The following is a 24,821-nucleotide window of genomic DNA, read 5'->3' as shown; positions in this document are numbered from 1 at the left end:
ATTCTTAAATTGTTTAGCACCCTCTAATATTACAGATAGAATCCGTCATTTTCAACAGTGAACATGTATTTCTTCTGAACAGAACTCTTTTTCTTTCCTTATTTCCAAAAAGAAAAGCAGCCCATTTTAAAATACGGCTGCTTGCAATGTACATTATTCTTTCGCTTTTTTCTCTTTCTCTGCTCTTACAAATTCATGGAACATTTTCATTAAAGCACGCTTTTCAATTCTTGATACGTAGCTTCTGGAAATACCGAGTGCCTTTGCAATCTCTCGTTGCGTTTTCTCCTTATCAAGTCCTAGTCCAAAACGCTTCACGATCACTTCTTTCTCTCGTTCGTCTAAAATATCGATATACTCTTTAATCTTTTCTAACTCCATACTAAGCTGGATCATATCAATTACATCTTCAGACTCTGATTTTAATATATCAATAAGCGATATCTCATTCCCCTCTTTATCTTGCCCAATCGGGTCATGAAGTGAAACGTCCTTTTTCGTCTTCTTTAGTACACGTAAATGCATCAAAATTTCATTTTCAATACAACGTGCTGCATACGTCGCAAGTTTTGTGCCTTTCCCTGCCGAATAGCTCTCGATCGCTTTAATAAGCCCGATTGTACCAATTGAAATTAAATCTTCTGCATCTTCCCCTGTATTTTCAAATTTCTTAACGATATGAGCTACAAGCCGTAAATTATGTTCAATTAACAAATTCCTCGCTTGAGCATCACCTTGCTCCATTAACTCTAAGTACTTCCTCTCATCATCTGATGATAACGGCTGCGGAAACGCATTATTCTTCACATAAGAAACAAAGACAAACACTTCTCGAACCATATATCCAATTGCGGCGAATAGACTCAAACCTTTCACCCCCGCCAAAATAGTGGTCTTTACTAAGTGTATGTGGGCATGAGGTTGTTTGTGTCTGTACAGTTTTTTTATAAAACTCAACACTTCCAATATTTAAAATAATTTATCATTATATTATAATTATATAAATTATTAGTTATATATGAATATGCTATTAAAGGGGACACTATTCATGCTTACATTAGATCGATTATTAAATGTAACAATTTATTTAGGGGTATTTTTACTTTTCATTTCGTTCATTACTTTTGTTATTAAGAGAGGGCCTGATTTATTATTTTTTCAATTTGGAATTTCTTTGTTTTTTGGAGCTCAAATTATAATTGGAATGAAATTTCTTCATAACTATGGTTTCTCCTTTCACTCAAAACTAGAACTACTTATCTTTATTTTCTATGTAATTGGATTTATTACATGTATACTATTGTTCTTTCACTTTCAAAATCACTATCGAATTTTTTTATTAATTTGTAGTTTTTTATTTTTAACTGGATCCAATTATTACTTTAAAGAAACATTAAAGTTTAGTGAAAAAATTCCAAAGCAACATAAAACTTTTTTAAGTACAAAAGAAGAAGACTCTTTCCCAAAAGAAGTCCGTAAATTTTCCGAGGATTACAACAATATAATAAGGAATGATTTTTATGAAATACCGATGATTCCCACTGAATTACAGATTACAAGCAAAAAAGATTCTTCCCATAGTACATCTTTCTTAGTTGAACTTCATAATATGGAGGATGAAATTACTGATGACTCTGTACAATTAACTCCATCAGACCGTTTTTATATACTGTTAAATACACAAAAAACAAAAATATCAAAAATAGTATATGAAGGGCGAAATTTTTTCACATTAACAGTCACACTAAAGGCTCTTAATTTACAGCAAGAACCAGAAATTCATAATATGTTTTTAGAAATAGATAAACGTAGAGCAATGAACCTTCTTGATTTCGAAATTAAAGCTCATTCTAAAGAATGGAAAGTAACATTTAAAAGTGATAGTTCTCCTTGCAACCTTCCTATCACATTTACATTTGAAAAACGAACAGGCAAATTATAAAAATAAAAAGAGTTATTTTCTTTGAAAAATAACTCTTTTTATTCTTGTCTAGCTTTCAAATTTTCTAAGACGACGTTCTCCTCAACAATTTCACTTGGCCATACCGTTTTTTTCTCAATAGCTTTTTGTCCATTATAACGAAAATGCACAACATTACCTGAAGGACAAACTTGCACGACACATCCTGTATTCGGCAGTGGATAGCTATTCACTTCTTGCATATAATTTACTTCTTTCCAACCACTTCTGTCGTCCTTAACCGTTACGTATGTATAACATTCATAACCTTCTTTTGTATATTTTTTTAAAAATACATTTGCAATCTCTCTTGCTTTCTTTTCCTCTATCGCTTCCTTATCACTCGAAAAATAATTTTTATCATCTATCCTAAACTCTATTAAATTACCAGTATGTCTATTCAACGTAATTTGTATCGTTCTCTCCTCATCCTCTTTATGCTCCCACCATAATAGATGATACGGGTCGTCTACGCCTTCTTGATCGTCTACTACAAGCCTATAATCATCTGAAATGTCAATCATATGAGCCACTTGCTCTTTTCTTTCTTTATCTTTTTGATTCATCATACCGCTCCCTTTATTACAATTTAAGGTGATTATAACAAACAAAAAAGACTAGAGATATCTCTAGTCTTCTACTTCGTCTCACGATGTAGCGTTACTCGCTTTAATCGTGGACAATATTTTTTTAGTTCGATGCGCTCTGGATTATTTCGTTTATTTTTTTAGAAATATAATTACGATCACCGCACTCTGTACAAGCTAATGTAATATTTACACGCATATATAATTCTCCTTTCTTTTAAAGATCGCAAACTAAAACGTAATGATTACGATTTAAATATTATATAACTTCATTCTATTTGTCAATTGCAAAAAAAGACAAAAAGCTGAAACAATTAGTTCATACGAAATTCACACGAATCTATTACTATAGGAATTGTACATAGTGAACTTATTAACAATCACGTTTATTTATATAGAATTTTAATCGAAAGGAGCTGAAATTATGAAAACTAAATATCGTTTTATGATCTCATCATTTGCTGCTTGCGCTTATATGCTTTGGTATTTAGTGTAATAACAACCTCACTTGTAAATAGGAAAAGGTGTGTATATAAATGGAATATAATCAATCAACAGTTAACTACTGGAAAGCTTTTGTACTACCATATACATTTGCTTTAGAAGAGTTAAAAACTAAATTTGAAATTATGAACCGGGAAGCTCAATTTTTAGAGGATTACAACCCGTTTGAACATATAAAAACAAGATTAAAACAGCCCGAAAGTATTATTAAAAAGCTTGAGCGTAAAAATTTATTACCGACAGTTGAAAATGCACAAACGCATTTACAAGACATCATCGGCATTCGTATTACATGTTGCTTCGTAGAAGATATCTATCATTTGAAAAATGTCATTCAAAAACGTGAAGATATGGAAATCATAGAAGTAAAAGATTATATCGCTAATCCAAAACAAAATGGATATAAAAGTTTACACATGATTATTAAATATCCTTTATCGCTAAACTCTGGTACAAAAGAAGTCTTTGCCGAGATTCAATTACGCACGCTAGCAATGGACTTCTGGGCAAGTTTAGAACATAAACTTTATTATAAATATGAAGGGAAAATACCTGAGTATTTAAAAGATGAACTACATGATGCCGCAATGAAAGCTGAAGATCTTGATAATAAAATGGCAACCATTCGCCAGGATATTGATGATATCGAAGCATGCTCAAATCAAATTATGTTACCACTATAAAGTGAAACTTTAATCAGTGGGGGTTTTGTTTATTCCCCACTGATTATCAGCCCTCACCAATCGGACGTTAACGGACAGCCCGACTCCCACCCAACTTCTTTGCTCCAACTGAATTTTGAGGTGGGAGTTTTACTGTCCGTTAACGCGGGATAAAAAAAGGTTCTCGCCAATGAGAACCTTTTTTGTGCTATTTACGGAAAGTTTCACTTTATTTCTTCTCTATCGTGCGAACCTCTTCAATTTTCCATCCATCCTCTTCTTTTCCAAGTGCATACCGTACTTTCTTCTGAAGATTGACTTCTCCCTCTATTTCCTTTTCCTTTGCTTCAACAACAACATACCCTGCTTTACTAGCTTTCATGTCTATATGTTCCAATTCAATTTTTTTATTTCCCTTTTGAAAAGCTGCTTCTTTTTGCGTTTTTAAGTCTTCAGCACTAGGCATGTTCTTTGAAAATAACTCCATATGTTCAGTAAGATTTTTTTCATTTGTGGTCCGTACAAATTTCTCTATCACACCTTGAATCGCTTTCTCTTCTTCTTTCGTTATTTGTATCTTTTCTTCAGCTTTTGTAGTAGTAGCTTTTTGTTCTATCTTATTCTCTTTGGATTGACATCCAACTAGCAATAATACACCTATTAGAAGGGATCCTATCCCTCTGAAAAAAGCCCTCATTTTCCCATCTCCTAAAAAGAAAAGTGAGGCATTTCGCCTCACTTTCATTTATAATTAGCGTCTTCCTTTATTCGGGTCGCCACCGCCAACGATATCAAAGACACGTTTAGCGATATTTGTATTCTCTTGAACGCCAGAGAACAAGTATTTACCAGGGCCAAATGCATATACGTTTACATCTTCTCCTGTATGTCCACCTGTTGTCCATCCTGTAACCGAACGCTTATTGAAAATATCTTCAATCGCATTATCAATCTTTGTTACATCTTTTGAAGGAGCAATATCATTTACCGCTTTAATTTCTTCCGGTGTTAATTGTAAATCAATATATTTTTTCAATGTTTCTTCTACATTTGCACCGTTTGCAATCTCATTTGCCATAAAGTCTGGTGTGCGTTTTGCAGCTTTAATTGGATCTACTTTAAAGTTATACTCGCCATTTGCACCTAAAGATAATCCGCCAGTAGCATGGTCTGCCGTTGCAATAACTAACGTATTTTTATCTTTTTTCGCAAATTCAATCGCAGCTTTAAATGCTTTTTCAAAGTCTTCCATTTCACTCATTGCACCAACGATATCATTATCATGTCCTGCCCAGTCAATTTGACTTCCTTCAACCATTAAGAAGAAACCTTTTTTATTTTTGTTCAAACGCTCAATTGCTGCATTTGTCATTTCTTCTAATGAAGGTGTTTTATCAGTGCGATCAATCATTTTATCTAAACCGCCTGGTGCAAATAAACCAAGGATTTGATCATTTTTATCATTTAACAATTGATCTCGATCTGTTACGTAGCTATAACCAGATTTCTTAAATTCTTCTGTAAGATTGCGATCTTTTCTAACAAAGTTTTTTACGCCGCCGCCAAGCATAACGTCTACTTTATGCTTCCCTTTTACTTTCTCATCAAAATAATCATTTGCAATTGCGTCCATATTTTTACGACTAATGTCATGTGCACCGAAAGCAGCTGGTGTTGCATGTGTAATTTCAGAAGTAGCAACGAGTCCCGTTGATTTCCCCTTTTCTTTCGCTTGTTCAAGAACAGTTTTCACTTCTGCTTTATCGTTATCAACTGCAATTGCCGCATTATATGTTTTAATTCCTGCTGACATAGCTGTTGCTGCTGATGCAGAGTCTGTGATATTTTCATGTTCATCTTCCGGATATGTCTTTTGTGTTCCTACAAGATGTTTATCAAACTCTGTAGATTCCATCTCAAAAGTTTTTGGATTATCTTTCATATAACGGTGAGCCGTCATATATGAAGGGCCCATACCATCCCCAATTAATACAATGACATTTTTAATCTTTGCATTGCTTCCGCTCTCATCTGCACTCACTTCACTAGAACGTGTAAAATTCCATGTTGCCACCGAAGTAACTGCTAACGACGCCACAACTGCAAATGGCCATGCTTTTTTCACAAACTTTTTCACTGTCTTGTCCCCCTAATTAGGTTATTCATTTCCCACTATCAAATTTAATAGAATACTGTTAAGAGAAAATTAGTTATATGTAAATTTTTTGTTAACTTATGTAAATATCAGTTATAATTTGTATAACTTTGTCTTTTCGTATCAACCATCTTCTCCTTTACAATCAAAATATAAACAAGTTGGATTTCATTTAACGTAAATCTCTTATTTAACATTTTCAATCTACTTTTATGAAAATTAATAGAAATGTGGTGAACATTTATGAAAATAATAAAGCTAGATGAAACTTTTATTTTTGATTTACTCGACCTTTGCAAATCTATTGGATGGTTACAAAATAAAGCATTTATGAGAAAACAATTCGAAATGTACCTTTCTCTTGGCACACTTATCGGTTATATGCATGACAATAAACTGATTGCAACTGGAGGAGTATTTCCTTTTAAAGATAGTTTTTCTACTATTGGCATGTTAATCGTCCATCCTGATTTTCAAGGCCAGGGCATCGGACGAACTTTGCTAAATCATTGCTTAGCACACACTCACCCAAAACAACCAATTGCACTTATTGCAACAAAAGCTGGCGAGCCTCTTTATACATCATGCGAATTTAAAACAGTAACAAGGATTCATCGTTTTGAGAAACAAACTACTAAAACACATATTACTCATACGCAACAAGTGAAAGAACAAGATCTTGTCTCACTTATTTCTCTCGATCAAATTACAACTGGTGCTAATCGTTCCTTACTTTACTCATCGCTATTACCAAGAACGAGCCACTCTTTTAAAATTGAGAGAAATAACTGTATAGAAGCTTTTTCCTTATGTATACAAAAAGGAAATATATTATGCGTCAATCCACTTATTGCAAAGCAAGAGATGGATGCCATTCAATTATTCAAGCAAATCTGTGAAAGCTGGAGTGGCACAGTAAGGATTGATGTCCCACATTCACAATTTTCATTTCGTAAATTTCTTCAAACAGAAAATTTCCAAGAAACGCTCCTTTCACCTCTTATGATAAAAAATGGTAGCCAACTTCCTGGAAATCGTAATATGCTATTTGCTATGATAGATACAGCGTTATGTTAGAAAGGGGACACCTCATTGAAGCGATTTAGCTATTTTATGGTAGGTTGTCTTACTCTTACACTATTAGTAGGATGTAGTGCAGCAGAAAAGCCAGTAGAACAAGTAAAACAAGTTAAAAATACACTTACAGCGAAACTAGCTACCGAGGAAAAGATGGTGGAAATAGATGGTCAAACCATTTACTTTAAGCAGATCGGTAACGAAAAGCCACCTTTACTTATGATCCATGGATTTGGAGGATCATCAGATGGTTTTCAAAAGATTTACTCAGACTTAGCAAAAGATCATACAATTATTTCTGTAGATGCTTTAGGATTCGGGCGCTCATCTAAACCGATGGATTTTTATTATTCTTTCCCAACCCATGCAAATTTGTATTATAAATTAATGAAAAAACTAGGTTATGATTCGTTTGCGATACTAGGACACTCAATGGGCGGAGAAATCTCCCTTAATTTAACATATTTATATCCTGAAGCCGTTACCCACCTTATTTTAACTGATGCTACAGGTGGTCCTCATACACTCGTTAATAAACAAGGGTCACCAAAACCACAATTGTCGACCGATTTAAATACCGTTTCTGCTATTACAGATTATGATGAGAGCAAAGTGAAATTTAAACGTAACGATGAAGAGCATTACAATAAAATGAAATTATGGCCGAGACGTCTTCAAATCAATGCAAATGAAATACAACAACCAACCTTAATTATATGGGGAAGAAACGATAGTAGCGTTTCTTGGAAAGAAGGAGAAACGTATCATCAATTCTTAAAAAATAGTACTTTCCATATTATCGAAAAAGGTTATCATGCACCATTTCGTCAAGAACCACAAGAATTTGTAGGGTATGTAAAAGAATTCTTTAAGGACAATCCAATAAAGTGAAACTTTAATCAGTGGGGGTTTTGTTCATCCCCCACTGATTANNGGTGGGGGGCTTACTGCCCGTTAAATGCGGGATAAAAGTTGAAAAATAACATAAGCGGGTATCTCATTTTGAGATACCCGCTTTCATATATTAAGCAGCTTGCTTTTGGCGTTTTTGAGTTTTTGAACCTAATACTTTCGGAATAACGAAACCATCTATTCCAAATTTACCAGCATTCATACCAGAAACTAGAACGAACATTGATAGAATAACCATTTCAGGATTCACACCAATTGACCCACTAAACATATAGGAAAAGTTCATTACAAGACCGAAAAAGACCGCTGTTTTTGTTAAACAACCTACAATTAAACCAATTCCAACTAAAATTTCTCCCCACGTTACAAGCGTATTAAATAGATCAACGTTTGGAATTGCGAAATCTTGTAAAAATGATGCCCACCAAGATTGAACAGCCGGTTGTGCTCCTTTAGATTTTTCAATTGCACCTTGTAAATAACCAGTTGCATCGAATCCTTTTCCTTGTAGTTTACCGATTCCAGCCATTAACCATGTGTAACCAAGATACACTCGAATTACTGCTAACACAAAAGAAACTGCTTTGTTTTCTCTTAAAAATTGAATAACCATATCTTCCTCCTAAAGTTGTAATTAAGTTAGTTACAGATAATATAATAACATTAGTTACTTATTTTTCAAACGTTAATTATGAATAATTCGTGACATGTGTATGAAACATCAAAAACTAACGTTTATATAGTAACTTTTATTACCTGTAAAAACTTGAACATATCATACCATAAGTGATAATGGTTTTCATTGAAGAAAATGTAAAAAAAATGTGAGTTAAATGTGAAACACGTTTATTCGAATATAGAATAAACGTGTTTCACACTACTTATATAATCGAAATGTATATGTCTCTTTATCAATTAACCGTGCTTCTTCAAAAGCCCCTCCTAACGTTTTTTCATGGTTAATAAGCCCGTAAAATAAGCGTATTGTAAACATAAGTGCTGCATTCCCATCTACATAATCTATCGATCCAATATACGATTTCGCGCCACTACGTAAGAAAGATTCTGCTAGTTTTCGCTCCCCTAACGTACACCCGCTATTTACAATATGTGTATTATGCAATTTTGCATATTTATAAAGTGAAACTTTAATCAGTGGGGGTTTTGTTCATCCCCCACTGATTATTAGTTGAACCAATCGGACGTTTACGGACAATTGATCTCCCACCTAACTTCTTTGCTCCAACTGAATTTTGAGGTGGGCGTTTTACTGTCCGTTAACGCGGGATAAATTTCTGCTGTACCAAAGTATCCCCTCGGTTCATCTTGTTCATATATATCTTCACCTAACTCTTCCATGACAAACTTTCCTTCCTCACCATGAAAGCAAAAGACAACATAATCGATATCATTATATAAACCCTTTCCAGAAAGAATATCGATGAACTCTTTCGGTCTACCAATCCAATATGTGACAACTTTTGCCCCAAAATATTCAAGCGATGCACGGATTGATTGCGCCTCTAAATCAGAATTAAAACCAACTACTAGTGCAACATTCAACATACACCCTCCATCCTAGTATTAGATCTCATCCATCAAACTTTCAAGCGATACATCCATTTCATATATACCCGTTTCTTTCAAAAAATCAGTTCTAGTTAAAACGACTTTCTGTAAATATTGCCTATATGCTGTAATTGTCCCGTCGTGAGATACAATGCAAATCCTTTCAGCTCCCAGTTCATAACACCAAAGAAGAAATTCATCTACTACTTGCTGAAAGCTTTTCTCTGAAATAGTATTTATGCCTGCCGTCCATAACTGCTTATTTGTACTTTTCTCTATTGAAAAATGTGGCAATAAATCTGCTATCATTCCCTGATCTACTATGTAATCACATGGTAATGTTTTCGCTCCTAATCGATAAGGAAAAATACGTGGGGATACAGATGGATGAACAATTTTTTGACAAGCTACTTTCGCACTCCATATTGTCGCCGTTTGTAAAGTTCTAATTGTAGGACTGGCGACTAATATATCCGTCTCTTGCAATGGCACATTGCATTGAAGTAATTTAGCCTGATTCCTTCCTTCATCCGTTAATGATGGATGCAATACTTGTAAAGTTGACGGCAAATCTTTTGTATGTTCACCTTCTCCATGCCGAACGAAAACGAGTTTCATATCAATCCTCCTCTCCCTATGAAATCCTTCAACATAATTCCTTCCCTATTTCATCCATTATTCCTGCTATAAAAAAACTAATGTGTAAAAAATATTTGACACAACATGTTGGAAAACATTACAATTTTATATGTCAAATGTTTTTTACAATAGAGAGGGGAATCACCAATATGAAATGGATAACCATCTTAATTGGAATGATTATATGGGGATATATAAACGGATTTTTTAGTAGTGATAAAACTGCTAACCCTTGGATTACAGATGATGAACGGGAAACAAAAATTAAGCAGAAAGCAATTATTGCAAGCTGGTCTGGTGTTTTTATGTTTTGTACCATTAATCTCTTAAACAAATGGTTAGGTGTAGGAACAAACGATACATCGCCTTACTTACCATCTTCTGTCGCAACTATTTTAAAAGAAAATGTAGAGTTACAAATTTTATTTATGCTATTTATTACGTATGGCATATTTTACGTATACTATCGAAGAAAACTAAGTGCTTAACTTTTTATTCATGATTATCCTCCTAAATGGTTATAGTAATTAGGACAAGATGAAAGGAGCGATAGAAAAATGAGTAATTCAAATGAGTTTTTAGATACACTGCATGAAAAACAAGCAAAAGATGAACAAAACAGAAAGCGTCAGGGAAACGGAAACCCAGCGAAAAAAAAGCCAAATAAAACACATAAATAATAATAAAACGTGCCTAAAATTATCTTTTAGGCACGTTTTTTATTCTTCTTTCACCGAGATAACATTTTCCCAATTCCATTTCTCATAATACCACTCTGGTACATCTATATTTTCAATCCACTTCTTTTCTTGCTTTCCATCACTATTGGCAATCCATACATTGGCTTTCTCACGGTCTGAACGTATCCATATTAATTGATTGCTCTTCTTCATAAAGATCGGATGATAATCACCTTTCTTATGAGGTGGCTTTGTGATTTGATGTTGTTTATCGCTTGTACGATCGATTTCATATAAAGATGGCAGTGGCCTTTTTTCCGGCGGAGTTTCTATCCCTGCCTCTTTTGCCCTTGAAACGATCATTACTCTATCGTTCTTCCATGCAAAATCCCAATCGACATATCCTTTCGGCGTAAATGTGTTCTGCTGAAGTACTGGCAATTCTTTTACTTTTAAATGTTTATTCTCTAACGCAACTCTCCCGCTTCCTTCAATGTAGGCTAATATGTTGCTAGATGGCGCCCATTTGAACCATTGTGTGTTTAGTAACATTTGATCTACTTTTTCAAACCGACTACCATCTGCTCGAACTAAACAAAGCGTATTACTATCAGCTGACCATGAAGCTGTCGGTACTGCTAAAAATGAAATCCATTTTTGATCTGGTGACCACTTAAACCCACTTGCAACTAAAGCTAGAAAATCATCATGTTCATTTGGTAATGCATATAAATGTTTCATTTTATGAGGGTTCATATGTGCATCTTTTTGCACTTCATATAGCTGGGCTCCTGTCCATCCTGTTGGAAGTAAGTGTGCTTCAGAGGATACAAGAAACTTCTTTCCATCAGGGTACCATGCATAATCACCTACACCAGCTGATACATTTTCAAAATCTGCATTCTTTTTTTGGACATCAAACGTATTTAATGTGTTCATAAATATAAATGCAATAGTATTCTCTGTCGGTGACCATTGATAATTTGATACTTCAGATTGAAATGGTCTAACTTTCTTTCCATCTTCCAGTCGGTACAATTCCAAAGTGTTTTGCTTCTTTCCTTTAGCATAGGCAATCCATTTCCCATCATGAGACCACTTCGGTCCTGTTATGTACTCACCTTTTGTTATTTGTTTTTCTTTTTCATCAACTTTAATCCAAAGGTCATGATGACAAATAAAAGCAACTTTTGCCCCATTATGTTCCGCACTAGCACTAAAAATTGAAGATATAAAAATGAATAAACCCACACTACTACTCACGATAATTTTTTTCATACGTTCCTCCATTCTCCTTATAGCATTCCTCATATTCCGCTTACTATATGCGAATTTCACTCCTTATTAATTGCAGAATTGTTATGGATTTATCCCCAATAAGAATGGGCCTTCCTCGCTGAATATTAATCATTCGACATAATCCCAAAAAATTTCCCAAGAAACTTTCAATTCAAAGAGGATTAGTATGAATTATGTCGAAAATATAGTTTAGTCAACATTCATTTTTATATTTTGTGATAAAAATGTAAGATAACTCTTCGGAATATTGGCACTTTTTATTAGGGGGAGTTTCAATGAAAAAAACTGCATCTGCACTACTAAGTATGGCGCTCGTCTTTTCTAGTTTTGGAGCTTTAAGCGCACATGCTGAATCGCTACAAAAGGAAAAGCAATTTAGCCCACAGTTAAAAGCAAATATTGAACAATGGGGAGAAAGTAAAATTGCGCAAAATGTTGAAACAAAAACATCAAAAGAAATTTCAGTCATTGTAGAATTGCAACATGCTCCGCTCACTTCACAAAGTAACATTCAGCATGCTCCAGATTTAAAAAATGGCAGTGTGCAATCATACCATGCACAACTAAAAAAAGCACAAGAGGATACAAAAAAGAAAATGAAAGAAAAAGCACCGAAAGCAAAAATTAAAGAAACGTATAGCACGTTATTTTCTGGATTCTCTATTTCTATCCCCGGAGATCAAGTTGCCGCTTTAGCTTCTTTACCTGAAGTAAAAACTATTTATCCGAACTTAACATATAAATTGCATGAAACAGCAAAAAGCACTGCTAATGAAGAAGTGCCAAATGTCGGTGGACCGACAATCGGTGCACATGAAGCTTGGAATTTAAAAGATCCATCTGGCAAACCTCTTGATGGAAAAGGTATGAAAGTCGCTATTATTGATTCTGGCGTAGACTATACACACCCTGACTTACAAGCAAACTATATCGGCGGATATGATACAGTCGATGAGGATAACGATCCGATGGACGGCAATGTACACGGCACTCATGTAGCTGGCATAATTGCTGGTAACGGAAAAATTAAAGGCGTTGCTCCAAATGCATCTATTATAGCCTATCGTGTAATGAATGATGGTGGCACTGGAACGACTGATGATATTATTCAAGGTATTGAGCGCGCTATTCAAGATGGTGCAGATGTTTTAAATCTATCACTCGGTCAAGATTTAAATGTCCCTGATCAACCTGTGACAATGACGTTAGAACGTGCAGCAAAACTTGGTGTTACTGCAGTCGTTTCAAATGGAAATGATGGACCAAAACCTTGGTCTGTTGATGCTCCTGGTAATGCAAGTAGCGTCATCTCTGTTGGTGCATCTACTGTTTCTATTCCATTCCCAACATTCCAAGTAGCTGGTTCTAATAAATCTTACCAAGGATTACCGTTATCAAAATCAGATTTCCAAGTAGGGAACGATGCTCAGCTTGTCTATGTTGGCTACGGTAATTCAAGCGATTACGCTAAACAAGATGTGAAAGGTAAATTCGCCCTTGTTTTACAAGGAACTTCAAGCACATTAGTAAAAGCAGAACAAGCAAAACAAGCTGGAGCTCTCGGCGTACTACTAATTTCTAACGAAAAAGAAATTAATATTATGCCCGAATACTTTGGACGTGAAGATATAGCTCTTCCAGTTATGCAACTATCAAATATAAACGGTGAAGAGTTGAAAAATTTAATTACAAAACGAAAGAAAAATATAAAGATTGGACAACCAAATAAAACCGAACTTATTGGTAACTTCAGTTCCAGAGGACCATCACAAGGTAGTTGGCTCATAAAACCTGATGTTATTGCACCTGGCGTACAAATTACTAGTACTGTACCAAGAGGCGGGTATGAATCTCATAATGGAACAAGTATGGCTGCGCCACAAGTAGCGGGAGCCGTTGCATTGCTACGTCAGATGCATCCTGATTAGACGACAGAACAATTGAAATCTGCTCTTGCCAACACTGCAAAAACATTAAAGGATGTCAATGAAAATACATATCCTGTTATGGCACAAGGATCTGGTTTAATTAACATTCCGAAAGCCGCTCAAACGGATGCGTTAGTGAAACCGAACAACGTAAGTTTCGGTCTTATTAAACTGAATAGTGGCAAAGTAAAACTAACACATAATATTACGTTACAAAATCTTTCTAGCAAAAAGAAAAACTTTTCAACCCGTATTGAATTACTAGATACAAAAACAAAAATCCAGACTTCTTTCCCTTCTTCAATTAGTTTAAAAGCAAATAGTAACATCGAAAAACCTTTTACTATTACTGTAGATAGCTCCTTACCACAAGGCGTATATACAGGAAATCTGTATGTAAAAGAACAAGGGAAAACGGAAGAAATGCGTATTCCCTTTACATTTAGCATCGATCCAAAAGAATACAAGCGTATTGACGGCCTTGAAATCGTTAATTCTACTTTCAGTCCAAATAATGACAAAACACTTGATGATAACCTAATCCATTACTATTTAGTTACACCAGTTGAGGACATCGCGTTTCATGCCAATTTAATTACGAAAGACCGGGTAACATATCAAGGTGCGGTATATCAAGGTAAAAACGAAACACCAGGTTATAAATCTTTCAAATGGAATGGTATAAGAGCAGACGGATCTCAGTTGCCTGATGGCTTATACCAAATCGAAGCCGTTGCTTCTAACTCTGGTGGAGAAACAAAGCAAACAGGAGCTGTATTTATCGATCGAACAGCACCTAAATTAACTCACGAAATTGATCAAGAAAATCTTATTATTAGAGGAAATGTTGATGATATTCTACTAGATTGGATGACTGAATCTGGTTGGATTGCACCTGGTATTCCAGTGAGAATGCAATATGAGATTAACGGGAATGGTGTATGGGAGAGTGCATTCTTAAACACGTGGGAGAAAAACTACGAAATTTATTTCGACCGCAATCAATTACAACAAGGAAAGAATACAATTCATATTGTTGCAACAGATGCAGCTGGAAATACAACTAATTCAAACGTTGATTTAGAAGTAAAATAAAATCACACTACAATTTTTCGCCCCTATCAAATGTTTCAGTAGGGGCTTTTTCTATTTCTCACAGAAACAAATGTTAAATAATTCTGAATGTTATGATACAATTTTTATAAGCGCTTTCAATATTAAAGAGAGGTGATACAAGCTATACAGAATTGATATTCAGCTTTATAGAGAAAAAGGAGGATGTTTAAATGACAAAGAAAACAGAAATTCCATCGCATTTAAAACCATTCGTATCTACACAACATTATGATCAATATACACCGGTGAACCACGCTGTATGGCGTTACATTATGAGACAAAATCATAGTTTCTTAAAAGACGTTGCTCATCCAGCCTACGTGAATGGCTTACAATCATCTGGTATAAATATAGATGCAATTCCTAAGGTAGAAGAAATGAATGAATGTTTAGCACCGAGTGGGTGGGGAGCTGTAACGATTGACGGACTTATTCCAGGCGTAGCGTTCTTTGATTTTCAGGGGCATGGATTATTACCAATTGCAACAGATATTCGTAAAATAGAAAATATCGAGTATACACCGGCTCCTGATATCGTTCATGAGGCTGCAGGACACGCACCAATTTTACTTGATCCTACATATGCAAAGTATGTAAAACGCTTTGGACAAATTGGAGCAAAAGCTTTCTCTACAAAAGAAGAACATGATGCGTTTGAAGCTGTTCGTACATTAACAATCGTAAAAGAAAGTCCAACTTCTACACCTGAAGAAGTTGCAGCTGCTGAAAATGCTGTAATTGAAAAACAAAACTTAGTTTCTGGCTTATCAGAAGCGGAAAAGATTTCAAGGCTTTTCTGGTGGACAGTAGAATATGGCTTAATCGGAAGTATAGACGATCCAAAGATATATGGCGCTGGTCTCCTTTCCTCTGTAGGCGAAAGCAAACATTGCTTAACTGACGCTGTAGAAAAGGTTCCATTTTCTATAGAAGCATGTACTGGAACAACTTATGATGTAACAAAAATGCAACCTCAACTATTTGTTTGTGAGTCCTTTGAAGAGTTAACAGAAGCACTTGAGAAATTCTCTGAAACGATGGCCTTTAAAACAGGTGGTAAAGAAGGATTAGAAAAAGCAATTCGTTCTGAAAACTATGCAACTGCTGAGCTAAGTAGTGGGCTACAAATTACTGGTATATTCAATGAGACAATTGAAAACGATGCAGGTGAAGTGATTTACATGCGTACAAATTCGCCAACTGCATTAGCCATTCATAATAAACAACTAGCGGATCATTCTACCTCTGTACACAGTGATGGTTTTGGAACACCGATTGGGTTACTTACTGAAAATATTGCATTAGAAAATTGTACAGATGAACAATTACAATCATTAGGAATTACAATTGGAAATAAAACATCATTTACTTTTGCAAGTGGCATCCATGTAAATGGAACGGTAACAGCAATTCAAAAAAATGATAAAAAGATTGCTCTTATCTCCTTTATCGATTGTACCGTTACTTATAAAGAACGTTTATTATTTGATGCTTCATGGGGTGTTTTTGATATGGCTGTTGGCTCAAAAATCACTTCTGTATTCCCAGGAGCTGCAGATGCTGCATCATTTTTCCCTGCTAATGAAGAAATAGAAGCAACTCCAACACCTCTTACATTAACTGAGCTAGATCGTATGTATCAAACAGTTCGTGATATTCGAAATGAAGGTATTTTACACGAAGCTCATATCGAACAGCTAGTGGCAATTCAAGAAGTATTAAATAAATTTTATGCGAAAGAATGGCTGCTTCGCCTTGAAATATTAGAATTGCTTTTAGATCATAACAAAGGGCATAAAACATCCGCAGCATTATTACAACAACTTTCTACTTTTACAACCGATGAAGCTGTAACACGTCTTATTAACAATGGTCTTGCACTATTACCTGTAAAGGATGTGAAAAATGATGCTACGATTAACTGAGGAAGAAGTTCAAGAGGAGTTATTGACAGTAGATAAATGGATGATAAAAGATGAAAAATGGATTGAACGAAAATATATGTTTTCCGACTACTTAAAAGGAGTCGAATTTGTTTCTGAAGTCGCCAAACTATCAGAAGAACATAATCACCATCCATTTATCCTTATCCAGTATAAAGCAGTCATTATTACTTTGTCCTCTTGGAATGCAAAAGGTTTAACGAAACTCGATTTTGAGCTTGCGAAGCAATTTGATAAACTATTTGTCCAAAATGAAAAAGCTATTATAAGAAAGTAAAAAGGAGAAGCCTTTATTAGGCTTCTCCTTTTATTTTGAAATGAATACAATGTCCAAATGGATCCTCGACCTGTAATATTCCATCTTTGTACGTAGCAATCTTGCCAATACTTTTTAAGCTTTCACATACTTGCTCTTTTTGTTTTTCATCTGCTAGTACAATTGTGAAATATTTCAACCCAACGGAATTTGGCATTTGAGGTGGTATTCCTTCACCTTGCCACGTATTTAAACCGATATGGTGATGATAGCCGCCTGCCGATACGAACAACGCACCGTTACGAGCTGGGATTGTTACTTCAAAACCAAGACCATTTACATAGAAACGTTTCGCTTCTTCTAAATCAGCAACATGGAAATGAACATGCCCCATCACAGTGCCCGTTGGAAAACCATTCCACGCACTTCCTTGCTGTAATAATTCTTCACCAGCTAGAGGGTTACTAACAAATGGTAGTTCTCCATTCTCATCACGCCAAACTTCTTTTTGACGATCATGATAAATTTCAATCCCGTTTCCATCTGGATCAGCTAAATAAAGGGCTTCACTAAAGTAATGGTCGGCTCCGCCGTGCAGTGGATATACCATTTCTACAAGATGACGAAGAATATTCGCTAAATCTTGTCTGCTCGGTAATAAAATTGCGTAATGATATAACCCCGTTCTCCCTCTTTGCTTTGGTAAGGCTTCTTTCTTTTCTTCAATAATAAGGAGTGGTTCGTTATTTTCATTCCCAAATGTGATGACCATTTCATCTTTTTTTAGTACTTTCATGCTTAGTACTTCTGTATAAAACTCTAGTGATTTCTTTACATTTGATACATATAAATGAACAACATCAAGTGTTGTCTCGGGATGAAGTTGAAAACTCATCTTGTTAGCCCCCATTTCATTTAGTTCTTCTTTGACATTTTCTCTTTTAAGAAATTATCTACAAAACCGTCTGCTTTCGCAACAAATAAGTACGCACCCATTGCTAACAATGCAAGCTCTAATTCGAAGCCAGGATTTTTTCCATCCCCTAATAAACCAGCTGACCATTTTACTTTTATAATTGCTCCAACCATAACAAGTGCAAATAATAATCCAATATATCTTACACCTAAACCTAGAATTAACAATATACCACCAACGACTTCTGCTGTTGCTACACCGTATGCAAGTCCTCCTGGTAAACCAATGCTTGTGAACCACCCTGCAATATTGTCAATCCCCGATTGGAATTTTGTTAAACCGTGCATAAAGAACGTTACCCCTAACACGATACGAATAATTAAGTTACCGATATGTTGATTCATTTCTTTCTCTCCTTTATAGTTTTCTTATACAAAACTTTTATTTACATTACAAAACATACACTAATTTTTTTTATTCGTCAATTCATTTTCACTGGGAAAAAATATATTTTTTTTGCTATGATACAAATAGTTGTTTACAAAAAGGAGCTTGATTTTATGAATATTGGTTCTGCAATACGTGAAATTCGTCAACGTAGAGGCATAACAATCGCACAAATTTGTGAGGGAACAGGTCTTTCTAAAGGATTTATGAGTCAAGTTGAAAATAATAAAACATCACCATCTATCTCAACCTTAGAAACAATCTCCAATTTCTTAAACGTTCCCCTTCCCTATTTATTATTAGAACAAAAAGATCGGTTGAAAGTTGTTAAAAAGGTAGAGCGTAAATACAGTGTATATGGAAAAGATGAACAAAGAATTGAGCATGTTGCAGAGCAAGGTGGCCTTCGCCTGAATCTCGTAGAAATTCCTGCTGGGTTCCCGAAAGAAAACACACCAAATGCCCATGAAGGAGAAGAGTGTCATCTTGTATTACGCGGAAAACTAGAAGTTCAACATGGAGAAGATATTGCAATTGTAGAAGAAGGTGATTCTTTCTCCTGGAATGCATGTGTTCCTCATATCGTTCGTAATATAGGGGAAGAAACTGCATTATTACTCATCTCTAGTCATGCAGAAAATCGAAAACGTGTTTATTAAATAAAAAAGAAGCCTGCAAATCAGGCTTCTTTTTTTATCCCCTTATAACTCCATAACTTGTCCCAACTAATACAGTCTTTTCGTCTTGATTGCAATAAACTGACTCGATTGAAACCTTTTTGTATCCTTCCATCTGTTCAATATTTGTTAACGTTAATTCACAAGTGATCGTATCTCCTGTAAAAACTGGTCTAATAAACTCACTTACTAATTCTCTTGCTATGTAATGTAATTCTTCTCCTAATTTCGTTCCAATGCTAGCAGTCAATAAACCATGAACCATTAAACGTCCATTTTCATCATATTCCATATGATGTCTACCTTTATCTCCTGTAATATTTGCAAATTCAAAAACTTCTTCTTCAGTAAACCTTCTTTCGTATTTAAATACATCCCCAATTTTTATACTCATTTTTATCCCCCTAATAATAAACAGAATTTTCTTTCATTTTATCATAAAGTGAGGCTTAGTTCAGTTTATTTTATTAAAATATCGAGCTTTTTCCATGCTACTTTTTCTCTTTATCGATGCCCATCTTTTTTTGCTATTTGATATCCATAATACGCACATGTTCCATTTCTTGATAGCTCTCTCACCTCAAAACCACAACTTCTATAAAAATCAAAATTACTCGCAGATGTATGTGCAAACCAGTCGCCATGTGGTAGCTTTTGCAAACAAAGAGCGACAAGTTTCTTACCTAGTCCCCTTCCTCTATATTCATATTTCACAACTAAATTTACTATGTTCGCGACCATGATTCCATCAGAAATGACTCTAACCATCGCAACCATCTCTTCTTCATCCCAAATTGTGAATGCCCATGTTGAATTTTCAAATGCTATCGTAAATTTTTCAATTTGCCAAGAAGGGATATTATCATTGCTCCAACCGGCATCTTCGAATAAGGTTTTAATTGCATATGCAGGTACACCATTCGTTCCCTCGCGAATAATAAGTCCATTATGATAAATATACATGTAATCCCCCCTTTATTTTTATATACCATTCTTCAAAAGATGTAATTTACCTTTTTTCATCCAACACGCTTAATGGAATAAACGAGAACGTCCATCCCATGAAATGAAGTTGTTTTCTCATAACTAAGTCCTGTTTTTCTAGCAACAAATATTGATGCTGGGTGGTCTGGATTAATTAGAGAAATTAATTTATTCATTCGTAACGCTTGAAATCCATAATCTCGAAATGCTGCCGCTGCTTCTTTCGCATACCCTTTTCCCCAATACCGAGGTAATAACCAATAACCAATTTCAATTTCCTCTTTTCCATCTATTTGCTGCTTTACTAATCCTGCATGACCAATTCGTATCCCCGTTTCCTTTTCAATCAATACAAATAAACCGAGACCGTTTTTATAGCTAGGAATCACCCATTCCTCCAAACTTTTTTTACATTGCATATATGTTTTTAACGTCCCATTTCCAATATATCGCATTACCTTCTCATTTCCCCATAGTGAGGCGTAGAACTGTAAATCATCCATCTTATATTTGCGAACTTGTAAACGATCTGTATGAAACATCTCTACACTCCTTCCCAAGAATTTGTACTTACCTACACGATCATGTTTTGGATATATACTAAATGTTACTATCTATTATAAAGGAACCAAAGACTAAATACAGAATATTCAATCTCAAAAGAATTAAAAAAAGACAGTAGACAAATGTTGTCTACTGCATCCATATCATAACTAGCATAAAGAAAACTACAATTGAGGGGGGTGTAGGATTTTCAAATATACTAGATACTTATCCCGTTCTAACGGGCGGTAAACTTTTCAATTATGTAAAAGTGAAAAGTTTACCGCACATAAGAACTTTTGCGGTCATTAAGAGAGCACTGTTAAATACTCAAATACACGCTGTGCTTTCTCTCCACCCATTCGTGCATGCTGAAGAAGGGAAATACCATGTGGCCCCGATGCACGTAATGCTTCTGGTTGCGCTACTAAAATAGCTTGTACAACTTCTAATTCTCCAAGCATAGCAGCCACGAAAATATCCATTCGAGCACCTTTTTCTAGTAAATAAAGAGCAATATCTTTACGACCTACATGTGCTGCTGCTCCTAATGCACTTTCCCAATCTAATCCGCCCCAATTGTAAGAGGCTTGAAGTAAGCTTGGCGATTCCGCCAACAGTTCTTGTACTTTTTCTAAATCTCCGTGAGCTGCCATAACAAATTCTCTTACTAATTCAGTGGTAATACGTTCTTCTGTTCGCATCCTGCTCCTCCTTTTTTAGAAATTCGTTTCGGTGTGAAAAATGGCTTGTCGCTTCCTTGAAAAATATCTACCTCTATGCCGAACACACGTTGAAACATTGCATGACATAACACTTTTTCTGGTACACCGTCATACTGAAGCTTCCCTCGCTTTAATACGAGTAAACGATCACTATATTGAGCCGCTTGGTTAATATCATGTAAAACCATTATAATTGTCATACCAAACTCCTCGTTTAACCGTTTCACAAGTTCCATTACTTCCAACTGATGCACGATATCTAAAAAGGTTGTTGGCTCATCCAATAATAAGACATTTGTACGTTGTGCTAACGTCATTGCAATCCAGGCACGTTGTCTTTCTCCTCCTGATAAAGATTGTAAAAGACGATATTCATACCCTTCAAGATTTGTAACAGACAATGCCCAATCAACAATTTCTTCATCTTCTTTATTTAAGTGACCTCTCCATGATTTATGAGGGCCTCTTCCAAATTCAATTAATTCTTTCACTGTTAAATCTAATTGATGATCATGCATTTGTGGTAACATCGCTAATTGCTTCGCTACATCACCACTTTTCATCGTATGAATACTTTTTCCATCTAAAATGATATCCCCTTCGCTTTGTTTAAGTAGTCTTGCCATTAAACGAAGCAAAGTAGATTTCCCCGATCCATTTGGCCCAATTAAACTAACGACCTCTCCAGCTTTAATATGTACATTCATATTTTGCATTTGAAACCTTTCAGAATGTGCATAAAACACTTTGTTAACGGAAATCACTCTGTTTCCCTCCTCTATGAATTAAATATAAGAAGAATGGACCGCCTAAGAAGGATAATAGAATACCAACAGGCAATTCAATTGGATCGAACCAACTTCGAGCTATCGCATCCGCGAAAACAAGTAATATCCCTCCGCCAAGACATGATAATGGCAGTAAATATTTATACTCATTTCCAACTAATAAACGTAACATATGTGGTACGACAAGACCGACAAATCCAATAAGACCAGAGACACTAACTGCAATTCCAGCTAGTAACGTACTTACTACTATTAAATAAAACCGGCTTCTCTCCACGTTATGGCCTAATAACTTCGCCATTTCATCTCCTAGCATTAACACTCGAATATGCTTAATTCCGAAGAAAGCTAATATAATAGCAAATATTGCATAATAAATAATCATGTTTAAATGTGCCCAACTTACGCCACCAATGCCGCCCGCTAACCACGGTAACACGGATTGTACTTTGTCACTATGTAATAACATTAGCGCTGACGTTGCTGCACCAATTAAAGCATTGATTGATACACCTACTAAGACAATTCTTGAAGGCGGTGCCCCTTTTTGCCACGATAAAGCATAAATGACCATTGCCGTTATGAAAGCTCCTAAAAATGCCCCGAGCGGTAAAAATGCCATATGTTGAGGGAATAATATCATAATTACAATTGCTACAAGGCCTGCTCCAGATGAAACGCCGATAATACCAGGGTCTGCAAGAGGATTTCTCATAACCCCTTGCAGCAGTGCGCCAGATGCAGCTAAACATGTTCCTACTATAAATCCAACGAGCACTCTCGGTATACGAAGGTCCCATACAATTCGATGAACTGTCGAATCTTCATCTTGTATCCCCGTTAGAATATCTCGTAAAGAAAAGGATAGGCTTCCTGCGAAAAGACCGTAACAAAGACCTAAAACCGTTAATATAACTAAAGTAACTGCTATTATCCATCTTTTTTTCGCAAAAGGGTGTTCCTTTTCCCTTACTACTTCGCTACTTTCCATACTTATCATTTCCTTACATCTTGTATACTTTTATACATAAAGTCCATCGCTTCTGTAACTTTTGTTCCAGGATTTGATCCAAATAAGTCTGGTGGCAAAATAACGACACGATTTTGTTTTACTGCATCTAAATTTTTCCACGCTTCATTTTTCATCATTTCGCCTTCAAATGCTTTTTTAACGCTATTTGGATCTCCATGTGTAATTAAATAAATCACATCTGGATTCGCCTCAATAATACGTTCCACACTTAGCTGTGCATATTGCGGATATTCCTTCATTTCTGGAAAATCAGCTGCGATATTTTTCCCACCTATTTTTTCTAAAATATCACCTGATAAAGATGTTGGTAATGCTGCTAAATAAGTACCCGGTGCTCCATACACTAGCAATGCTTTCACATCACTTTTTTTCTCATATGTCTTCATTTGTTCCGTAATTTTTTGGTTAAGTTCTTTCGCTTTATCTTCTTTCTTCATTATCGTTCCATACAGTTCAATATTCTTTTGAATATCTTGTACGGAATTCGCAGAAGAAATCATTACTTTCGTCCCTTGCCCTTCAACTGTTGGGATGTTCTTTTGGAATCCATTGTTAGCAATAAGTACATCCGGATTTAAGCTAGCAATCTGCTCAAAATTTGGCTGATGTGCATTCCCAATTACTTGTACTTTCTTTACATCCTCTGGAAGAGTTATTTTTGCATCCGGACGACCTACTATTTTCCCGCCTAAAGCGTGGATAATATTCATGTCGCCCATACTTAATGTTGCAAAAGTCTCTGGTACTTTATCGAACGTGACCTTTCTTCCTGACAGGTCGGTAACTTCTATTTTCTCTTTTCCTTTTTCTGTTTTTGTTTTTGTTGCAGATGCTTTTTCGTCTCCTTTCGCACTGCAACCTATTAATAAGAAAAAAATAGATAAAATCGCTGTGAATAGCGTAATAGATTTTTTCATTCTTCCACCTCTAATTGATAATGATAATCATTAACTACTATTCTACTTTAATTGATAAGGATTATCATTGTCAATATAAACCGCATACATTTTCTAGAAAAAACAAAAAACGTTACAAAAAAAGATTCCTTCTTTTTGTAACGTTCTATTTATCAATATTATTCACATTCGTTTCCCTCTAACTCGTCTCGCATCACTTTCACACGCTGAAAGAAAAAGAAAGATAAACTTAAAAATATAACGATGCTCCCCATCATAACAAAAGGTTGTATTGCTTCTTTTGCTCCATTCGGAATCAATAAGCCAACCATTAACAATGTACTTACAGCGAGAAGAACTTGTCCGAAACGAGTATAATCTTCTATTTTTTCTTGTAATTCTTTCATTATATTCTCACTCCTCCATTTCACTGTATCATATTCTATTACACTTAAAGACAAGTAAATACAGCCATTCTGGGAGATGTTTTCCAAAAGAAAAAGAGTGAAGTGACCCCTAAAAGTT

25 protein-coding genes and 4 pseudogenes are annotated in these 24,821 nt (G+C 35.3%); 10 read left to right on the top strand and 19 right to left on the bottom strand.

Annotated elements, in window-relative coordinates; translation table 11 throughout:
* Positions 1-153 precede the first annotated feature (153 nt).
* Positions 154-867, bottom strand: coding sequence for an RNA polymerase sporulation sigma factor SigK (sigK, locus tag COL05_RS00875; protein WP_000051382.1), 714 nt, complete (start codon positions 865-867; stop codon positions 154-156).
* A gap of 181 nt (positions 868-1,048) precedes the next feature.
* Between sigK and COL05_RS00870 the strand changes: the two genes are divergently transcribed.
* Positions 1,049-1,942, top strand: a complete 894-nt coding sequence (locus tag COL05_RS00870; RefSeq protein ID WP_142337303.1) for a hypothetical protein — start codon at positions 1,049-1,051, stop codon at positions 1,940-1,942.
* A gap of 41 nt (positions 1,943-1,983) precedes the next feature.
* On the opposite strand, the pseudogene COL05_RS00865 reads toward COL05_RS00870, so the two are convergent.
* Positions 1,984-2,529, bottom strand: a pseudogene (locus tag COL05_RS00865) (YcdB/YcdC domain-containing protein); the annotation flags it as partial.
* A gap of 68 nt (positions 2,530-2,597) precedes the next feature.
* Positions 2,598-2,746, bottom strand: a pseudogene (gene rpmG / locus COL05_RS00860) (50S ribosomal protein L33).
* Between the two features lie 337 nt (positions 2,747-3,083).
* On the opposite strand from rpmG, the gene COL05_RS00855 reads away from it, so the two are divergent.
* Positions 3,084-3,734 (top strand): GTP pyrophosphokinase, encoded by a 651-nt coding sequence (locus tag COL05_RS00855; protein WP_000456225.1) that lies wholly within the window; start codon positions 3,084-3,086, stop codon positions 3,732-3,734.
* A gap of 208 nt (positions 3,735-3,942) precedes the next feature.
* On the opposite strand, the gene COL05_RS00850 is transcribed toward COL05_RS00855, so the two are convergent.
* Both COL05_RS00850 and COL05_RS00845 read right to left on the bottom strand, forming a co-directional pair.
* The gene (locus COL05_RS00850) at positions 3,943-4,410 is read right to left on the bottom strand and encodes a hypothetical protein (RefSeq protein ID WP_098667253.1); all 468 of its coding nucleotides are present in this window, start codon (positions 4,408-4,410) and stop codon (positions 3,943-3,945) included.
* Positions 4,411-4,464: 54 nt separating this feature from the next.
* Positions 4,465-5,850 carry an alkaline phosphatase gene (locus COL05_RS00845; protein ID WP_098667252.1) on the bottom strand — a complete coding sequence of 462 codons (1,386 nt, stop codon included), beginning with the start codon at positions 5,848-5,850 and terminating at the stop codon, positions 4,465-4,467.
* Between the two features lie 261 nt (positions 5,851-6,111).
* Here COL05_RS00845 and COL05_RS00840 point away from each other — a divergent pair, with 261 nt between their 5' ends.
* Entirely contained in the window at positions 6,112-6,945 is an 834-nt protein-coding gene (locus tag COL05_RS00840; RefSeq protein WP_098667251.1) for a GNAT family N-acetyltransferase, read from the top strand.
* A 15-nt stretch (positions 6,946-6,960) separates the two neighbouring features.
* Entirely contained in the window at positions 6,961-7,836 is an 876-nt protein-coding gene (locus COL05_RS00835) for an alpha/beta fold hydrolase (protein ID WP_098667250.1), read from the top strand.
* Positions 7,837-7,969: 133 nt separating this feature from the next.
* Here COL05_RS00835 and COL05_RS00830 read toward each other — a convergent pair whose 3' ends face one another.
* The 3 genes and pseudogenes from COL05_RS00830 to COL05_RS00815 all read right to left on the bottom strand — a co-directional run bounded on the left by COL05_RS00830 (position 7,970) and on the right by COL05_RS00815 (position 10,044).
* Positions 7,970-8,470, bottom strand: coding sequence for a DoxX family protein (locus tag COL05_RS00830; protein ID WP_000236600.1), 501 nt, complete (start codon positions 8,468-8,470; stop codon positions 7,970-7,972).
* Between the two features lie 264 nt (positions 8,471-8,734).
* A pseudogene (locus COL05_RS32245) lies at positions 8,735-9,423 on the bottom strand (delta-aminolevulinic acid dehydratase).
* An 18-nt stretch (positions 9,424-9,441) separates the two neighbouring features.
* Positions 9,442-10,044 carry a histidine phosphatase family protein gene (locus tag COL05_RS00815; RefSeq protein WP_098667249.1) on the bottom strand — a complete coding sequence of 201 codons (603 nt, stop codon included), beginning with the start codon at positions 10,042-10,044 and terminating at the stop codon, positions 9,442-9,444.
* Between the two features lie 170 nt (positions 10,045-10,214).
* On the opposite strand from COL05_RS00815, the gene COL05_RS00810 reads away from it, so the two are divergent.
* Complete coding sequence (locus COL05_RS00810) at positions 10,215-10,553, top strand: phosphoglycerate mutase (RefSeq protein ID WP_098667248.1); 339 nt, start codon at positions 10,215-10,217, stop codon at positions 10,551-10,553.
* A gap of 69 nt (positions 10,554-10,622) precedes the next feature.
* Complete coding sequence (locus COL05_RS00805) at positions 10,623-10,745, top strand: DUF4023 domain-containing protein (protein WP_000071866.1); 123 nt, start codon at positions 10,623-10,625, stop codon at positions 10,743-10,745.
* Between the two features lie 39 nt (positions 10,746-10,784).
* Here the strand turns inward: COL05_RS00805 and COL05_RS00800 are convergent, their stop codons facing one another.
* Positions 10,785-12,023, bottom strand: a complete 1,239-nt coding sequence (locus COL05_RS00800) for an eIF2A-related protein (RefSeq protein WP_098667525.1) — start codon at positions 12,021-12,023, stop codon at positions 10,785-10,787.
* 296 nt (positions 12,024-12,319) lie between these two features.
* On the opposite strand from COL05_RS00800, the pseudogene COL05_RS00795 reads away from it, so the two are divergent.
* The 3 genes and pseudogenes from COL05_RS00795 to COL05_RS00785 all read left to right on the top strand — a co-directional run bounded on the left by COL05_RS00795 (position 12,320) and on the right by COL05_RS00785 (position 17,308).
* Positions 12,320-15,067: pseudogene (locus tag COL05_RS00795) on the top strand (S8 family serine peptidase).
* Between the two features lie 191 nt (positions 15,068-15,258).
* Positions 15,259-17,013: an aromatic amino acid hydroxylase gene (locus tag COL05_RS00790; protein WP_098667247.1), complete on the top strand. Its 1,755-nt coding sequence runs from the start codon at positions 15,259-15,261 to the stop codon at positions 17,011-17,013.
* On the top strand, positions 16,994-17,308 hold the full coding sequence (locus COL05_RS00785; RefSeq protein WP_098667246.1) for a 4a-hydroxytetrahydrobiopterin dehydratase: 315 nt from the start codon (positions 16,994-16,996) through the stop codon (positions 17,306-17,308). The genes COL05_RS00790 and COL05_RS00785 overlap by 20 nt, the downstream gene beginning before the upstream one ends.
* Positions 17,309-17,324: 16 nt before the next feature.
* Here the strand turns inward: COL05_RS00785 and COL05_RS00780 are convergent, their stop codons facing one another.
* Complete coding sequence (locus tag COL05_RS00780) at positions 17,325-18,182, bottom strand: VOC family protein (protein WP_098667245.1); 858 nt, start codon at positions 18,180-18,182, stop codon at positions 17,325-17,327.
* A gap of 20 nt (positions 18,183-18,202) precedes the next feature.
* On the bottom strand, positions 18,203-18,607 hold the full coding sequence (locus COL05_RS00775; protein ID WP_098667244.1) for a DoxX family protein: 405 nt from the start codon (positions 18,605-18,607) through the stop codon (positions 18,203-18,205).
* Between the two features lie 156 nt (positions 18,608-18,763).
* Between COL05_RS00775 and COL05_RS00770 the strand changes: the two genes are divergently transcribed.
* Positions 18,764-19,309 carry a helix-turn-helix domain-containing protein gene (locus COL05_RS00770; RefSeq protein ID WP_001020700.1) on the top strand — a complete coding sequence of 182 codons (546 nt, stop codon included), beginning with the start codon at positions 18,764-18,766 and terminating at the stop codon, positions 19,307-19,309.
* A gap of 34 nt (positions 19,310-19,343) precedes the next feature.
* Here the strand turns inward: COL05_RS00770 and COL05_RS00765 are convergent, their stop codons facing one another.
* The 8 genes from COL05_RS00765 to COL05_RS00730 all read right to left on the bottom strand — a co-directional run bounded on the left by COL05_RS00765 (position 19,344) and on the right by COL05_RS00730 (position 24,703).
* Positions 19,344-19,721 carry a hotdog family protein gene (locus COL05_RS00765; RefSeq protein ID WP_098667243.1) on the bottom strand — a complete coding sequence of 126 codons (378 nt, stop codon included), beginning with the start codon at positions 19,719-19,721 and terminating at the stop codon, positions 19,344-19,346.
* 110 nt (positions 19,722-19,831) lie between these two features.
* Positions 19,832-20,290 (bottom strand): GNAT family N-acetyltransferase, encoded by a 459-nt coding sequence (locus COL05_RS00760; protein ID WP_098667242.1) that lies wholly within the window; start codon positions 20,288-20,290, stop codon positions 19,832-19,834.
* Between the two features lie 56 nt (positions 20,291-20,346).
* Entirely contained in the window at positions 20,347-20,853 is a 507-nt protein-coding gene (locus tag COL05_RS00755; RefSeq protein ID WP_098667241.1) for a GNAT family N-acetyltransferase, read from the bottom strand.
* Positions 20,854-21,162: 309 nt separating this feature from the next.
* Positions 21,163-21,558: an ankyrin repeat domain-containing protein gene (locus COL05_RS00750; RefSeq protein ID WP_098667240.1), complete on the bottom strand. Its 396-nt coding sequence runs from the start codon at positions 21,556-21,558 to the stop codon at positions 21,163-21,165.
* Positions 21,525-22,343, bottom strand: coding sequence for an ABC transporter ATP-binding protein (locus COL05_RS00745; RefSeq protein ID WP_098667239.1), 819 nt, complete (start codon positions 22,341-22,343; stop codon positions 21,525-21,527). The genes COL05_RS00750 and COL05_RS00745 overlap by 34 nt, the downstream gene beginning before the upstream one ends.
* Positions 22,330-23,358 carry a FecCD family ABC transporter permease gene (locus tag COL05_RS00740; protein WP_142337301.1) on the bottom strand — a complete coding sequence of 343 codons (1,029 nt, stop codon included), beginning with the start codon at positions 23,356-23,358 and terminating at the stop codon, positions 22,330-22,332. The genes COL05_RS00745 and COL05_RS00740 overlap by 14 nt, the downstream gene beginning before the upstream one ends.
* Before the next feature lie 5 nt (positions 23,359-23,363).
* On the bottom strand, positions 23,364-24,317 hold the full coding sequence (locus COL05_RS00735) for an ABC transporter substrate-binding protein (protein ID WP_098667237.1): 954 nt from the start codon (positions 24,315-24,317) through the stop codon (positions 23,364-23,366).
* A gap of 158 nt (positions 24,318-24,475) precedes the next feature.
* Positions 24,476-24,703 (bottom strand): YrhC family protein, encoded by a 228-nt coding sequence (locus tag COL05_RS00730; protein WP_078417890.1) that lies wholly within the window; start codon positions 24,701-24,703, stop codon positions 24,476-24,478.
* Positions 24,704-24,821: the final 118 nt, after the last annotated feature.

Origin of the sequence: Bacillus sp. AFS059628 (assembly GCF_002571225.1) — a bacterium.
In the GTDB taxonomy this organism is placed as follows: domain Bacteria; phylum Bacillota; class Bacilli; order Bacillales; family Bacillaceae_G; genus Bacillus_A.
The sequence above is the reverse complement of the archived record's forward strand: the minus strand, read 5'-3'. Positions and strand labels throughout refer to the sequence as shown.